At 70.1% G+C, this 14,723-nt stretch carries 13 protein-coding genes and 2 tRNA genes; 9 read left to right on the top strand and 6 right to left on the bottom strand.

Features of this window, described 5'->3' with window-relative positions:
• The first annotated feature begins 103 nt into the window (after positions 1–103).
• On the top strand, positions 104–238 hold the full coding sequence (locus VM685_RS13395; RefSeq protein WP_325460657.1) for a hypothetical protein: 135 nt from the start codon (positions 104–106) through the stop codon (positions 236–238).
• 328 nt (positions 239–566) lie between these two features.
• Here VM685_RS13395 and VM685_RS13390 read toward each other — a convergent pair whose 3' ends face one another.
• Positions 567–2,672, bottom strand: a complete 2,106-nt coding sequence (locus VM685_RS13390) for a M10 family metallopeptidase C-terminal domain-containing protein (RefSeq protein ID WP_325460656.1) — start codon at positions 2,670–2,672, stop codon at positions 567–569.
• A 361-nt stretch (positions 2,673–3,033) separates the two neighbouring features.
• On the opposite strand from VM685_RS13390, the gene VM685_RS13385 reads away from it, so the two are divergent.
• Complete coding sequence (locus tag VM685_RS13385; protein ID WP_325460655.1) at positions 3,034–4,419, top strand: hypothetical protein; 1,386 nt, start codon at positions 3,034–3,036, stop codon at positions 4,417–4,419.
• A 99-nt stretch (positions 4,420–4,518) separates the two neighbouring features.
• On the opposite strand, the gene VM685_RS13380 is transcribed toward VM685_RS13385, so the two are convergent.
• A tRNA-Asn gene (locus VM685_RS13380) sits at positions 4,519–4,594 on the bottom strand.
• Positions 4,595–4,986: 392 nt separating this feature from the next.
• Here VM685_RS13380 and VM685_RS13375 point away from each other — a divergent pair.
• Positions 4,987–6,399: a Mur ligase family protein gene (locus VM685_RS13375; protein ID WP_325460654.1), complete on the top strand. Its 1,413-nt coding sequence runs from the start codon at positions 4,987–4,989 to the stop codon at positions 6,397–6,399.
• Here the strand turns inward: VM685_RS13375 and VM685_RS13370 are convergent.
• Complete coding sequence (locus VM685_RS13370) at positions 6,396–7,736, bottom strand: acyl-CoA dehydrogenase (RefSeq protein WP_325460653.1); 1,341 nt, start codon at positions 7,734–7,736, stop codon at positions 6,396–6,398. The two genes, VM685_RS13375 and VM685_RS13370, sit on opposite strands and share 4 nt — an antisense overlap.
• Positions 7,737–7,850: 114 nt before the next feature.
• On the opposite strand from VM685_RS13370, the gene VM685_RS13365 reads away from it, so the two are divergent.
• Positions 7,851–8,846, top strand: coding sequence for a phosphotransferase family protein (locus VM685_RS13365; protein ID WP_325460652.1), 996 nt, complete (start codon positions 7,851–7,853; stop codon positions 8,844–8,846).
• Complete coding sequence (locus VM685_RS13360) at positions 8,843–9,208, top strand: DUF6285 domain-containing protein (RefSeq protein ID WP_325460651.1); 366 nt, start codon at positions 8,843–8,845, stop codon at positions 9,206–9,208. The genes VM685_RS13365 and VM685_RS13360 overlap by 4 nt, the downstream gene beginning before the upstream one ends.
• Here VM685_RS13360 and VM685_RS13355 read toward each other — a convergent pair.
• Entirely contained in the window at positions 9,205–9,483 is a 279-nt protein-coding gene (locus VM685_RS13355) for a hypothetical protein (protein ID WP_325460650.1), read from the bottom strand. The genes VM685_RS13360 and VM685_RS13355 overlap by 4 nt on opposite strands.
• A 76-nt stretch (positions 9,484–9,559) precedes the next feature.
• On the opposite strand from VM685_RS13355, the gene VM685_RS13350 reads away from it, so the two are divergent.
• The 3 genes from VM685_RS13350 to VM685_RS13340 all read left to right on the top strand — a co-directional run bounded on the left by VM685_RS13350 (position 9,560) and on the right by VM685_RS13340 (position 12,926).
• Positions 9,560–10,558 carry a WYL domain-containing protein gene (locus VM685_RS13350; RefSeq protein WP_325460649.1) on the top strand — a complete coding sequence of 333 codons (999 nt, stop codon included), beginning with the start codon at positions 9,560–9,562 and terminating at the stop codon, positions 10,556–10,558.
• A 29-nt stretch (positions 10,559–10,587) separates the two neighbouring features.
• Positions 10,588–10,740, top strand: coding sequence for a hypothetical protein (locus VM685_RS13345; RefSeq protein ID WP_325460648.1), 153 nt, complete (start codon positions 10,588–10,590; stop codon positions 10,738–10,740).
• A 140-nt stretch (positions 10,741–10,880) separates the two neighbouring features.
• The gene (locus VM685_RS13340; RefSeq protein ID WP_325460647.1) at positions 10,881–12,926 is read left to right on the top strand and encodes a prolyl oligopeptidase family serine peptidase; all 2,046 of its coding nucleotides are present in this window, start codon (positions 10,881–10,883) and stop codon (positions 12,924–12,926) included.
• 18 nt (positions 12,927–12,944) lie between these two features.
• Here the strand turns inward: VM685_RS13340 and VM685_RS13335 are convergent, their stop codons facing one another.
• Entirely contained in the window at positions 12,945–13,901 is a 957-nt protein-coding gene (locus tag VM685_RS13335) for a flavodoxin domain-containing protein (RefSeq protein ID WP_325460646.1), read from the bottom strand.
• Positions 13,902–13,951: 50 nt separating this feature from the next.
• A tRNA-Cys gene (locus tag VM685_RS13330) sits at positions 13,952–14,025 on the bottom strand.
• 121 nt (positions 14,026–14,146) lie between these two features.
• Between VM685_RS13330 and VM685_RS13325 the strand changes: the two genes are divergently transcribed.
• Entirely contained in the window at positions 14,147–14,719 is a 573-nt protein-coding gene (locus VM685_RS13325; RefSeq protein ID WP_325460787.1) for a protein-L-isoaspartate O-methyltransferase, read from the top strand.
• Positions 14,720–14,723: the final 4 nt, after the last annotated feature.

Here is a 14,723-nt window from a genome sequence, read left to right as displayed (position 1 = left end):
AGCCTACCGGAACACGCGCCCCTTCCTCCTCGATGGAGGAAGGGTAGGGATGGTGGTGAGTGCAGGGCGCGGCGGGAGGAGCGTTGTTCGGCTCAGCGCCCACATGCGCGATCTGCGTCACCTCAGCGCCCGCACCACCACCCAACCCTCCTCCATCGAGGAGGAGGGCTATCCGGGTCAGCCACGCGCCCACCTGGCCGAACCGGGCTCCCCTTCCTCCTCGATGGAGGAAGGGTAGGGATGGTGGTGAGTGCAGGGCGGTGAAGTAGCGGCGCTCTCGGCGCCGAGCCCACACGAGCCCCTCGCGTCACCTCAGCGCCCGCACCACCACCCAACCCTCCTCCATCGAGGAGGAGGGCTATCCGGGTCAGCCACGCGCCCACCTGGCCAACCGGGCGCCCCTTCCTCCTCGATGGAGGAAGGGTAGGGATGGTGGTGAGTGCAGGGCGGCGGAGTAGCGGCGCTCTCGGCGCTGAGCCACACGAGCCCCTCACGTCACCGCAGCGCCCGCACCACCACCCAGCCCTCCTCCATGGAGGAGGGCCAGGCCAGGCGCCCCGCCGCCCTCAGGCGAACAGGAAGTCGCTGCTGCTCAGCGACGTGGCTCCGACGCCCTTCAGCCAGATCGACTGCGAGCCGTCGCCCCAGGTGACCAGGGCGCCGTCGGCGCCGCCGCGGGCCTCGGCCGTGATGGTCAGGGCCGCGAAGCTGTCGGGGGCGTTGCCGCCCAGGCCCACGCGGTCGACGCCCTGCTCGAAGTCCATCACCATGTCGTCGCCGGACAGGTGGTCGAACCAGAACTGGTCGACGCCCGCCCCGCCGGTCAGGGTGTCGTCGCCCGCGCCGCCGGTGATCAGGTCGTCGCCGCCGAAGCCGGACAGCATGTCGGCGCCGCCGCCGGCGTTCAGCACATTGGTCGCCGCATTGCCGTTCAGGGTGTCGTTGCCGTCGCCCGAGGTGGCGTTCTCGATGGTCACGCCGTTGGCGATCACGAAGCCGCCGTGGATCCCGTGGGCGTAGGAGACGTGGCCGCCGCCGCCTTCCTCGTACTGCAGGGTCGCCGCCCGCAGGTCGATCCGCGCGTCCCGGGCGCCGGCGTAGGTGATGGAGTCGACGCCGCCCGCGTCCCAGATCGCCGAATAGAACGTGCCCGGTCCGTTCACGTCCTTCAGGACGTAGGCGTCGGCGCCCGTCGCGTACTCTTCGTTGACCCCGTACTTGTCCTGCAGGACGGCGATGTCGAGGGGCGCCAGCGTGCCCATCCAGCCGAAGTGCTCCACGTCCGTGCCGGTCACGCCGCCGGACTTCGGCTGGCCGTAGGGCGAGAGCGTCCAGCCGTCGTTGTAGGACATGATCGTGAAGACCTGCTGGGAGAGGCCGAACGCGGCGGTGCCGCCGCCGATCACGCTGCCGTCGTCGGAGCCGCGCATGACGCTCGAGCGGCCGCCCGTGTCGTGCGGGTGCGAGAGGCCGTGGCCGTGGCCGAACTCATGCAGCAGGGTCGGGAAGTAGAAGCCGCCCTGCTGCAGGCCGGCTTGCGTCCAGCGCGCGTCGCCGGCGTTGAACTCGGCCTGGCCCTCGTTCTCCTCGTTGGGCGGGCTCATCCGGCCCAGCAGGCTCGCGCCGACGCCGGGGGTGCCCTGGTAGGTGATCAGCTTGAAGTCGGCCTCGGCGCGGTTCTGGACCTCGATGTAGACCACGTCGGCCACCTTCTCGTACTCGGCGAAGGCGGCGCGGAAGGCGGCCTTCTCCCAGTCGGCCATGTCCTTCACCTGCAGCATGGTGTCGGTGGAGCCGGGGGTCAGCGGGTTGCTGTCCACGAACAGGTCGCCCTGGCGGGCGAAGTAGTAGGTGATGACATTCTTGCCCTCGACCCCGTAGGTCGGGTTCGACAGCACGCCGGTGAAGGTCGAGCCGTTGTCGCGCGGGCCGTTGTCGCCATCCGGGTTGCGCGAGGTGCGGTCCACCTGGCTGCCCCAGTCGATCGAGTGCAGCGGGCTGTCCAGGGTGTAGAGCGGCTTGTAGGCGGTCCGCGGGTCGGCCTGGGCGACGAACACCTCGTAGTCGCCGACGAAGTCGCCGCCGGTCCCGTTCGTCGCGTCCTGGTCGAACGCGCGGGCGTTCACATAGTAGGTCCCGTCGGCGGTGGCCGTGAACGTCAGCACCGCGTCGAAGCCGGAGTTGAGCTGGTTGAGCGTCGTGCTGGCCCCGCCGTCGGACAGCCCGACCAGCTTGCCGGTGGAATCGTAGAGCTCCACGAAGGCGTCGGCCAGCGGCACGCCGCTCGGGCCCAGGGTCTTGGCGATGACGCTGAAGTCGTAGGTCTGGCCGGCCTTCAGGCTCACCTTGAAGAAGTCGAAGTCGCCCGGGGCGTTGATCGTCGAGATCACGTGCGGCCCGTTGACCGTCAGGCTGCCGGCCGTGGCCCTGTCGCCGCCGACCTCGTCGGTGACCAGGTTGGCCGCGGTCAGCGCCGCGAACGACGGCTTGGCCGGCGCCTGGCCAAGCGGTTCGCCCGAGGCGTCGCGGTAGAAGGCCGTGCGCAGGCACGACGGGCAGCCGCAGTTCGTCTGGGCGCCGAAGTCGGCGGCCGCGGAAGCGGTGAGGGGGGTGGAGAAGTCGTAGAGCGAGCCCTGGGGCCCAAATCCGTCATCGAGGTAGTATTCGCGCATGTTTCCTCTCGTCCTGGGCGTTGGCACGCAACGATCACGGACGAGAGCCCCCTCGCCGCGAACGGCCCCACCCCGACGAGAACAACGTTATTAGGATGGCATGAGTTGAGGCGAGACTGCGGCGGAGTCAGTACGTTTTCAGGCTCATCTGCCCCAATCGCGACAAGATTTGCCCGGCTGGAACCTTCACCGCGAAACAAGTGTTTCCCGCGGCTCAGCTCTGCCGAATTCCGATGGGTCGGCCTCGGGTGTCGGGGCCGCGTGATGCCGGTCACGCGCCGCCGGCGGGGCCCCGGCGCAAAGCTTCCTCGCCACGAGGCGCCGCCATCCTGGCCGGCCGTGGTCGCAAGGAGGCCGCATCATGTCGGTCGAACTCGATCTTCAGCTTGAGCAAACCGGAACGCGCTTCCGGATCTTTCCCCAGCCCCGCTACCTGCCGGCCTTCTCGCAGCCGGAGGTGGTCACCGTCAGCGTGCCCGTGGGCGAGGTGCGGCCCGGTCCCGCCGACACACGCATGTTCGTGGTCGATGCGGCGAACAAGCTGCCCTATTCCCAGGCCAACCGGCCGCCGTTCAAGGGCAAGGCGAACCCGCCCGTCCAGCCGGGCCCTGACGGCCATTTCGACCACCTCGATCCGAAGAGCCGCGCCTTCCAGGCGGCCACCATGTACGCCACGGTCCGCCGGGTCCTCGACATCTGGGAGGACTATTTCGGCGGGCACATCGCCTGGCACTTCGAGGCGCACTTCGACCGCCTCGAACTGATCCCGCTGATCGAGTGGGACAACGCCCAGTCGGGATACGGCTTCCTGGAGTTCGGCTACGGCCGCAAGGCCGGCGGCGGCATCGACCATTCCCGGCCGTACTGCGAGAACTTCGACGTCCTCGCCCACGAACTCGGGCACAGCCTGATCTTCGCCGAGGTCGGCTATCCGAAGTTCGCGAACGATCCGGCCCTCGACTACAGCGGCATGCACGAGTCGGCCGGCGACCTGGTCGCCATCGTCGCCTCGCTGCACTTCAACTCCGTGGTCGACCACGTGCTGGCCTCGACCAGCGGCAACCTGTTCAGCGTCAACGAGCTGGAGCGGGTCGGTGAGCTGTCCGAGAGCCGCGAGATCCGTACGGCCTTCAACTATCACCGCATGTCCGACGTGGGAGCCGAGCCGCACGAGCGCTCGCTGCCGCTCACCGGCGCGATCTTCGACGTCATGGTCGAGATGTTCCAGATCAAGCTCGTGCAGCGCGGCCTGATCACGGCTGACCTCGCCAAGCGCTCGTCCCAGGAGCCGGACAACACGGTCCAGGACCTCGCGGCCCTTCAGGCCGAGTTCGCGGCCGCCTACGCCGGTCACGAGACGGGGTTCAAGGCGGCGCTGCTGGAGGCCCGCGATGGTCTCGGTCGCCTGCTGGCGGAGTGCTGGCGCAACCTCTCGCCCGACTTCCTCACCTACCACGAGGTCCTGCGCCAGCTCCTGCGGGCCGACCGCAAGCTGAACCAGGGGGCCTTCCAGGAGACCATCCGCTCCTGCTTCGCCTGGCGCGAGATCTCCCTGGCGCCCGATTCCCTGCTCCTGCGCTCGCACACCCTGGCCGACTGCGGCATGGACTCCGGGCCCCGGCCGCTCGCCGAGCTGGAGGCGGGCGCCATCGTCGGCATGATCGAGGTGCTCGAGGACGAGCTGTCGCGTCGCAAGGAACGTCCGGCGCGGCTGCCGGGCGGGCGGATTCCCGAGCCCGCGGAATAGGGGCGCGGGGGCGCGCGGGCGGCGGCGTGGCGGTCGTCGCCTGGCGCGTCTAGCGGAAGGGAGGGGGATGCGCCGCGCCGTCGCGGCGGAGGGTCTCGATGGCTCCCGGAGCAGGACTCGAACCTGCGACAAGTCGGTTAACAGCCGACTGCTCTACCAACTGAGCTATCCGGGATCAGGCCGTCGAAGAGGCGGCGCATATACGATGCGATTTGCTGGTGCGCAAGCGGGGCTGGCGGCTTGCCGCGGCCCCGGCGAAAAAAGAGCCCGGCGCGAGCGCCGGGCTGAATAAAGTCGGTGATGGTGGGGTGTCTTCAAGGAAGACGTTCATAGAATCGGCCCCCTTGGTTAAGTGGTCGTTAATGTCGGTAAACGGTTCCAAACATTGATTAATTTCGGCAAGGAATCGGCCCCGTCGGGCGAACGCGAGTCTCCGGAATCGGCCCGCCCGGCAAAAGGCGCCTAGCGCCGCGCGGCGGGCCGGCGCCGCGCATTGTCGCCCCGGATTGGAGCGGGCGGGCGGATCGGCTACTCCACGACGAATCGATGACGGCCAGGGAGGCGGCGATGCGCATCCATTTCACGGGGATCGCCGGCGCGGGCATGAGCGCGGTGGCCCTGATGATGCGCGACGCGGGGCACGAGCTGTCCGGCTCCGACGCCGACGTCTTCCCGCCGATGTCCACCTATGTGGAAGGGCTCGGCTTTCCGTTCCATCGCAGCTTCGACGCCGCCAACCTGCCGGCCGACCTCGACGTCCTGGTGCTGGGCGCCAGCGCCAAGCTGGGGGGCGAGGACAATCCCGAGGTCGCCGAGGCCCGCCGCCGCGGCGTGAAGGTCACCACCTTCCCCGAGCTGGTGGGCGAGGCGACGCGCGACCGCCTCAACACCGTGGTCGCCGGCTCCTTCGGCAAGTCCACCTGCACGGCGCTCCTGGCCCACGTGCTGAAGGCGGCCGACCGCGACGCAGGCTGGATGATCGGCGCCATCTCGCCCTCGCTGCCCGCCACCGGCCACTGGGGAACCGCGCCCGAGGTGATCCTGGAGGGCGACGAGTACATCGTGGGGCCCGCGGACCACCGCTCGAAGTTCGTGCTCTATCACCCCCGCGACGTGCTGCTGACGTCGCTGATCCACGACCACGTCAACGTCTTCCCGACCTTCGCCGACTACGAGAAGCCGTTCCGCGAGCTGCTGCGCCTGCTGCCCGCCGAGGGCCTGCTGGTGGCCCGCGACCATCCCGCGATCCGCGCCGTCGCCGACGAGGCCGCCTGCCGGATCGTCTGGTACGACACCGCGCCTTGCGAGGGCTGGTTCAGCGAGGACGTGGCCTACGGCGAGACCACCCGCTTCACCCTGGTCGCGCCCGACGGCCGGCGGATCGCCATGGCCACGACCCTGCTCGGCGAGCACAACATCGAGAACATCGTCGGCGTCGCGGCCTATGTCCTGGAGCGCGGCCTCGCCTCCGAGGCCGCCCTGGTCCGCGCGGTCGCCAGTTTCGGCGGCATCCGTCGCCGCCTCGACCGGCTCACGGCAGCCTCCCGGGTGCCGGTGATCGAGGGCTTCGGCTCGTCCTACGAGAAGGCCCGCTCGGCCATCGAGGCCATGCTGCTGCACTATCCGACCCGGCCGCTGACCGTGGTCTTCGAGCCGCACACCTTCTCCTGGCGCAACCGCGACGCCCTGCCGTGGTACGACACGGTGTTCGCCGGCGTCGCCCGGGCCCTGATCGTGCCGCCGCCGAGCCACGGGGCGGCCAGCCACAACCAGTCGAGCTTCGAGGAGATCCTCGCCCGCACCGCCGCCGCTGGCATCGCCGTCGACGGGGTCCGCACGGCCGACGAGGCGACCGCCGCGCTCAGCGCCCTCACCGGCGAGGAGGTCGTCCTGCTGCTCTCGTCGGGCCCCCTGTTGGGCCTGCCCGACAGCCTGCCGCCGGTGTTCGACGCCCTCTACGCCGACGCCGCCGCCGCCTAGGGCCGGGGCGGGGTCGGCTGGACGTACTCGGCGTCGCGCTGGGCGTCGGCGTCCTTGAACTGCTGCCGCTTGGGCCCGAGGTAGCCGAACAGGTAGGCCGCCACCTTGCGCATCTGGATCTCCTCCGAGCCCTCGGTGATCCGGTAGCGGCGGTGGTGGCGGTAGATGTGCTCGAACGGCGTGTGCCGGGAATAGCCCATGCCGCCGTGCACCTGCATCGCCCGGTCGGCCGCCTCGCAGACCAGCCGGTTCGCCCAGTAGTTGCACATGGAGACCTTGTCCGAGATCGTCTTCTCGATCTCCTTGTGCTCCATCCGGTCCATCTGCCAGGCCGTCTTCCTGATCAGTAGGCGGAGCATTTCGCACTGGGTCTGCAGCTCCACCAGCGGCCACTGGATCGCCTGGTTCTCCGCCAGCGCCTTGCCGAACGGCTTGCGACGCCTGGCGTACTTCACGCTCTCGTCGATGCAGAACTGCGCCGCCCCCAGGCTCGAGGCCGCCTGCCGGATCCGGTTCTGGTGCACGAAGCTCTGCCCCAGCCCCAGCCCGCGGTCGATCTGACCCCAGTAGCTATCCTCCGGCACCCACACGTCGGTGAAGCTCACCCGCGGGTGATCCGTCGGCATGTTGAAGGTCCACATGTACTGCTCGACCTTCACCCCCGGCGTGTCCGCCGGGACGATGAAGCAGGTGATCCCGTGGGCGTCCCCGTCCTTCCCCGACGTCCGCGCGAAGACCATCACGTGGGTCGCCACGTGCATGCCGGTGGTCCACATCTTCTCGCCGTTGATCAGCCAACCCGGCTTGCCGTCCTTCTCGTGCGGGACCGCCCGCGTCTCCATGAAGGTGGCGTCGGAGCCATGGTTGGGCTCGGTCAGGCCGAAGGCGGTGCGCATGCCGCCGTTCAGCAGCTTGTCGCCGTCGCGCTCGTACTGGGCGTTCGTGGCGAACTCCTTGAACATCAGCACGAAGGGGTTGTTGCCGACGATCGAGTGCTCGGTCTGCAGGTCGTTGAACAGGCCCAGCCCCTTGGCCGCCAGGTGCTCCCGGATCACCGCCATGGCGAGCTGCGACCCGCCCTTGCCGCCCATCTCCTTCGGCCAGGCGTAGCGCAGGTGGCCGGCCTCGTCGGCCAGCTTGCGGGCCTTGGCGAGCAGCTCCTCCCACTCGTGGCGCGGCAGGCCCTGGTTGTCCCAGTCCGTTCTGGCGTGCTCGCGGCGATGGTCGAAGAAGCGGTCGTTATCGTCCTGCCGCTGCAGCGGCATGATCACGTCCTCAATGAACCGGTCCAGTTCGGCGAGGTAGTCGACGAGATCCTGGGGCAGGTCGAAATCCATGGGCGTTCCCTCGTATGGCTCTTGGACGGAGCTTGACGCCGGGGGAGCATTTACAAGCCGCAGGTCAGCCCGCCAGATCGGCAGGTTAGACCATCTGGGAGGTTCCGTCGGGTCATGAACGGCGAGGTTTCCGAGGCCCTTTCCCGCCTTGCCGTACGGCTCGCCGGGCCCGGCGCCGAGGCCACGGGCGCCCAGCGCCTGTCCGGCGGCGCTAGCATGGAAACCTGGGCCTTCGCCGTCGAGGGGCCGGGCGGGCGCGAGGACCTGATCCTGCGGCGGCGGACGGCGCCCTACGATCCCGAGACCGCCCGCTCGATCCCGCTCTCCACCGAGGCGGCGCTGATCCGGGCGACAGGGGCGCAAGGGGCGCCCGTGCCGCCCGTCCGGCACCTTTGCGACGCCGCCGACGGCCTCGGCGAGGCCTATGTGATGGGCCGGATCGGCGGGGAGACCCTCGGCCGCAAGATCGTCTCCGATCCCCGCTTCGACGCCGTCCGGCCGAGGCTCGCCCGCCAGTGCGGGGAGGTGCTGGCGAAGATCCACGCCACCCCGCCGCCGCCTGGCCTTGACTTAAAGGTCTCCGACGCCGAGGGCGAGCTCGACCGCTACGAGGAGGTCTATCGCGCCACCGGCGCCGAGCGGCCGATCCTGGAGCTCGCCTTCCAGCACCTGCGCAAGCAGCTGCCGGAGCCCGTGGACCCGGTGCTGCTGCACGGCGACTTCCGGAACGGCAACATCATGTTCGACCCCGAGACGGGTGTCGCCGCCGTGCTCGATTGGGAGCTGGCCCACGTGGGCGACCCGGCCGAGGACATGGGCTGGATCTGCACCAACTCCTGGCGTTTCGGCCGGCCCGACCGCCCGGTGGGCGGCTTCGGCGACTACGCTGACCTGCTGGCGGGCTACGAGGCGGCGGGCGGACGGCCCGTGCCCCTGTCGCGGGTGCGCTTCTGGCAGGCGTTCGGCTCGCTGCGCTGGGGCGTCATGTGCCTGACCATGTACCTGAGCTGGCAGAGCGGGGTGGAGAAGTCGGTGGAGCGCCCGATGATCGGCCGGCGGGTGTCCGAGACCGAAGCCGACCTGGTCGTCCTGATGGAGCAAGGCCTGTGATCACCCATCCGAGGACCGAGGAGCTGGCCGAGGCCGTGGCCCTGTGGATCGAGCAGGTCCGCCCGACGCTCGACCCCCGCAACGGCTTCCTGGCCCGCGTCGCCGGCAACGCCATGCACACCATCGTGCGCGAGCTGACGCTGGGCCCAGCCGCCGAGGTCCGAGCGACCGAGAAGATCGGCGAGGTGCTGGGCCGCGCCGGAACGTTCCAGGAGCTGAACGCCGAGCTCTGCGCCCGCATTCGGGCCGGCGAGCTGACGCCCGAGACGCCCGGCCTGCTCGCAGCTCTGAAGGTGATCGCGCTCGACCAGCTGGCCATCGACCAGCCGAGCTACCGGCACGAGGGAAGCGTCCAGTCCTAGGCGGCTTCCAGGACGCGGATGATCTCGCTCTCGCGCTCGTTCCAGAGGATGGAGACGCGGGCGGCGCGAGCGGCGTGGTCGCCGAGCGCGGCCCTGACCTCGCGCTGCCGGATGCGCTCGGGCGACAGGCGCAGCAGGGTGAAGCCCGAGCTCTGTTCGTCCTCCCGGTCGTGGTAGCGCAGCACGGCGTCGACCACCGCGGCCGGCGGCGGCGATACGCGGGGATCCTCGATCGGGCGGGCGACGCGGGGCTTGAAGCGGCGGTAGCTGGCCATCGGTCCGAACTCCGTTTGCGGGTTTCGATGGTTTCCGTTCTGATGGCCCGGTGCGACAGAATCGGACGTACAACTCATGAGGCACGAAAAGGCCGGCCGGCTGCTGGAGCTGGCGCGCCTCCTGGCGAGCACCGCCGAGGGGCTGACGCTGGACGAGATAGCCGAGCGCGTGGGCGTCGGGCGGCGCACCGCCGAGCGGATGCGCGACGCCGTGCGCGAGATCTTCCCGCAGATGGAGGAGGTGGACGACCCGCCGACCCGCCGCTTCCGCATCCCGAGCGGGCTGGACGGCCTCTTCCAGGCGCCCACCGCCGAGGAACTCGCGGCGTTGAACGCCGCGGCCGAGGCCTGGACCCTCCAGGGCGCGCACGGCCGCGCCGCGGCGTTGAAGTCCCTGGAGCAGAAGGTGCTCTCGGCCACCCGCGCCGCCGCCCGCCGCCGCCTCGCGCCGGACCTGGAGGCCCTGCTGCAGGCCGAGACCATCGCCGTCCAGGCCGGGCCGCGTCCGTTCGAGGACGAGGCGGTGCTGGCCACCGTCCGTGACGCCCTGAAGGGCCTCTCGACCCTGCGTTTCCGCTACGAGGGCGGCTCGACGCCGGGGCGGGTTCGCGAGGTGACCCCCTATGGCGTCCTGTTCGGCCGGGCCAACTACCTGGTGGCGGCGGAAGGCGAGGGGAGCCCGCGCAACTGGCGCCTGGACCGGCTGCGTGACGTGGAGGTGACGGGCCGACCGGCGCAGCGCGACCCGGACTTCTCCCTGCAGGACTACGCCGACGAGAGCTTCGGCATCTACCAGGACGACACCGAGGACGTGGTGCTGCGCATCCTGCCGGCCTCGGCCGAGGGGGCGATGCGCTGGCGCTTCCACTCCGACCAGACGCTGGAGCCGCAGCCGGACGGCTCGGTTCTCGTCCGCTTCCGCGCCAGCGGCATGCGCGAACTGGCCTGGCACCTGTTCACCTGGGGCGACCAGGTGCAGGTGCTGGCGCCGCAGCGCCTGAAGGACATCCTGGTGGAGCAGATCGAGCTGGCCCGCCGGGCCCATGCGTCCGGAACTGACGCACCCACGGCCTAGATCTTGGTCCTCGTGAGAGGAGCAAGCCCATGACCGTCGTCGCCGACTACGCCGCCCTGTACGAACTGGAGATCCGCCCGCGCCACCGCGTCCGCCGGGCGCTGGCGCTGGCCGTCTGGACCGGGCTGTTCCTGGTCCGCCCGAAGCTCGCGCTCGAGATCTGGCGCGAACGGCGCGGTTGATCGGCCGGCGGCGGCCGCTTTGCGACGCCTTGCCTCTTGAGCCCGGCCGCGGCTTCGCGCTCTATCGGCGCCCAGTGCACGTCGGGGTTCCTGAGATGAAAGCGCGCTTCATAGCGACCATGTTGGCCGGAGTATTTCTGATGGGCGCCGCCCCGAACGACGATCCCTACGCCTGGATGGAAGAGATCGAGGGGGCAAAGGCCCTGGAGTGGGCGAGGGCGGAGAACGCCCGCAGCCTGCCCAAGCTGCAGGACGATCCGCGCTACCCCGGCCTCTACGAGGATGCCCTGAAGATCGCCACGGCGACCGACCGCATCCCGGGCGTCTATTTCGCCGGCGACGGCCAGCTCTACGACTTCTGGCAGGACCGCGAGCACGTGCGCGGCATCTGGCGCACGACGAGCCTGGAGACCTACCGCACCGGCACGCCTGGTTGGCGAACGGTGCTCGACATCGACGCGCTGGCGAAGTCGGAGAAGGCGAACTGGGTCTGGCACGGCGCGAGCTGCCTGCCGCCGGAGGACCGGCTCTGCCTGGTGGCCCTGTCGGACGGCGGCAAGGACGCCGACATCGTCCGCGAGTTCGACGTCTCGACGGGCAAGTTCGTGGAGGGCGGGTTCCGGCTGCCGGAAGGCAAGCACCGCTACAGCTGGGTGGACCGCGACAACCTGGTGGTCGCCACGGAGTGGGAGAAGGGCCAGGTCACCACCTCCGGCTACCCCTACGTGCTGAAGCTGGTGAAACGCGGCCAAGCGCTGTCGGCCGCCACTGAGGTGTTCCGCGGCGAGGCGAAGGACGGCGGCTACGGCGTCTCGCCGATCGTGCTGCGCGACCCCGACGGCAAGGTGCAGGCGATCCTCGCCCACCGTCCGCTCGACACTTTCAACGCCGAGCACTACCTCGTCACCGACGCCGGGCCGAAGAAGCTCGACCTGCCCACCAAGGCCAGCGTTCAGGGCTATGTCGCCGGCCGGCTGCTGGTGACCCTCGAGCAGGACTGGGCCGCGCGCGGCTTCAAGGAAGGCGACCTTCTCGACTTCGACATCGCGGCGGTGAAGGCCGACCCCGCCCGGCTCGCGGGCCGGCTGGTGCTGCGCCCCACCGATACCCAGGCGATCGAGCAGGTGGCGACCACCCGGAACCGGCTGGTCGTGGCGCTCTACGACAATGTGAAGGGTCAGATCCTCAGCTTCGCGCCGAAGGGCGACGGCTGGACCTCGACCAAGCTCGACCTGCCGAAGGACTCCTCGATCTCCATCGGATCGGCGACCGAGCAGGACGACCGGATGATCGTCTACGCCACCAGCTATCTCACCCCGTCGCAGCAGTTCCTGGCCGACGCTTCGAGCGCACAGACGGCGGTGCTGAAGACCGCGCCGGCGCGGTTCGACGCCTCCAAGCACATGGTCGAGCAGCACTGGGCCACCTCGAAGGACGGGACCAAGGTTCCGTACTTCGTGGTCCGGCCGAAGGACCTGAAGCTCGACGGGACGGCGCCCACGCTGCTCTACGCCTATGGCGGCTTCCTGGTTAGCCAGACGCCCGCCTACGCCTCCACCGTCGGCAAGCTCTGGCTGGAGAAGGGCGGCGTCTATGTGGTCGCCAACATCCGCGGCGGCGGCGAGTTCGGCCCGCGCTGGCACAACGCCGGCCTGAAGCTGAACCGCATGCGGGTCTACGACGACTTCTTCGCCGTGTCGGAGGACCTGATCCGGCGCAAGATCACCAGCCCGCGCCGGCTCGGCATCATGGGCGGCTCCAACGGCGGCCTCTTGATGGGCGTGGCCCTGACCCAGCGGCCGGAACTCTACAACGCCGTGGTCATCCAGGTGCCGCTGTTCGACATGATCGGCTACACCCACATCGGCGCCGGCGCCTCCTGGGTGGGCGAGTACGGCGACCCCGCCGTGCCCGCCGAGCGGGCGGTGATCGAGAGCTATTCGCCCTACCAGAACCTGAAGCCCGGCCAGAAGTACCCGCGGGTGTTCCTGGAGACCTCCACCAAGGACGACCGGGTTCATCCGGCCCACGCCCGCAAGGCCGGCGCGCGGCTGAAGGAGTACGGCTACGACTACCTCTACTACGAGAACATCGACGGCGGGCACGCCGCGGCCGCGAACCTCAACGAGCGGGCCATGCGCCAGGCCCTGGAATACACCTACCTGCACCAGCAGCTGATGGACTGAGCGGCGGCGGGGGCGCCTTCACCAGGCGAAGGGCCGCCCCTCCGTCCCGGCCTGCACAGCGGTCCGGAACGTCTCGAGGAACTCCTCCAGGGCCGCATAGTCGGTGAGGTCGTACTCGCCGCCCTCGGCCAGGGCGTCGCCGCGCGAGCGGGCGATCAGGGTCACCGCGAGGCGCTTGAAGTAGTCGTAGCTGCTTCGCCGGATCGCGCCGCCGGCATGGTGCACGAGGCGCGGCGTCCAGAGGGTCTCGTTCTCGAAGGTGCGCACGAAGTCCTCCAGCCCGACCTCGTCCGGCTGCTCCACCCCGGCCGCCGAGAGCGAGGTCGACAGGAAGGCGCAGGGCAGGGCGTTCAGCACCGCGTGATTGGCGCGGGCGAAGGCGGTGACCGAGGCCTGGTAGCGTCCCCAGTGGATCGAGGCGGCGACCAGCACGCCGGCCAGGCCGGCGGGATCCAGCGTCCGTTCCGCCTGGGCGGCGTGGACCAGGCTCACCGCATGCCCGTTGGCGCGCAGGCGGTCGGCGGCGAGGCCGGCCAGGCGCTCGGTGTGACCCTCGGTGCTGCCGAACACCACGAGCACCGGCGCCTCCTCCGCCGGGAATGCCCGGGCCACCGGCCCGGAAAGGCGCATGGGAGCGGGCTCAGGCGTTTCGGGCGCCGGCTCCTCGGGGGACAGTCCCGCGGCGCGCGCCTGCAGCTCGATGATCTGCCGGCGGATTCGCTCGGCGTCCGCGGCCGGCAGGGCGCGGATCACGTCCAGGACGCTCGCCTCCTGCGGGTCTGACGGCCGCCGCTTGGTCAGCGCCGCATGCAACGCCGCGAAGGCTTCGCGCAAGGGACCGGGGGGGAAGTGCTCCGGAAGCAGGGTGTGGAGGCGCAGGTGCGCGGCATAGAGGGCGTCGTGCAGGTCGCCGTCGTGGGCGGCCAGCGCCTCGACGGCCTCCGCCAGCCGCGCCTGGAGATAGGGGACCCTCATAGGGCCTCAACGCGGCGGGCGCGCAATCGGACCTTGGATCAGGGGAAGGTTGGAGGCCTGACCGGGAATCGAACCCGGGTGCACGGATTTGCAGTCCGCTGCGTCACCACTCCGCCATCAGGCCAACCGGAGGGCGCCTCGCTAACAGAACGGCCGGGGCCCGGCAACGTCTGTCAGCGGGCCGCATTGCGTTCGCGCGCGACGCGGACCTATAAGCCCGCGTCGTTCCCTTGCTTCCAGAGGACCTGATGGCCGACCTCGCCGCCGCCCGCCTGAACATGGTGGAAAGCCAGGTGCGCACCCAAGACGTCACCGACGTGCGCATCCACGACGCCATGCGGGCCCTGCCGCGGGAACAGTTCGTGCCCGAGGGGCGCGGCTATCTGGCCTATGCCGACACCGAGGTGGAGTACGCCCCCGGCCGCTACCTGCTGAAGCCCCGCGACGTCGCCAAGCTCGTGCAGGCCCTGCGGCCGATGCCGGGCGAGCGCGCGCTGGCCGTCGCCGCGCCCTACGCGGGCGCCGTGATCGAGGCCATGGGCGTCGCCGTGACCCGGCTCGATGGCGAGGACCTGACGGCGCTCGACGGTCAGAAGTACGACCTGATCATCTGCGAGGGCGCCGTGGCCCGTCCGCCACAGGCCTGGCTTTCGGCGCTCGAGCAGGGCGGTCGCCTGGCGGTGATCGAGCGCGACGGGCCGGTCGGCAAGGGCTGCCTCTACATGATGGCCGAGGACGGGGTTGGCCGGCGTGAGCTTTTCGACGCCACGCCGCCGGTCTTGCCAGGCTTCGAGGCGCAACACGGTTTCGCCTTCTGAGTGC

Source organism: Phenylobacterium sp., from assembly GCF_035539035.1.
Classification (GTDB): Bacteria; Pseudomonadota; Alphaproteobacteria; order Caulobacterales; family Caulobacteraceae; genus Phenylobacterium.
Note: the sequence above shows the minus strand (reverse complement) of the source record. Positions and strands in the feature narration are given on the sequence as shown.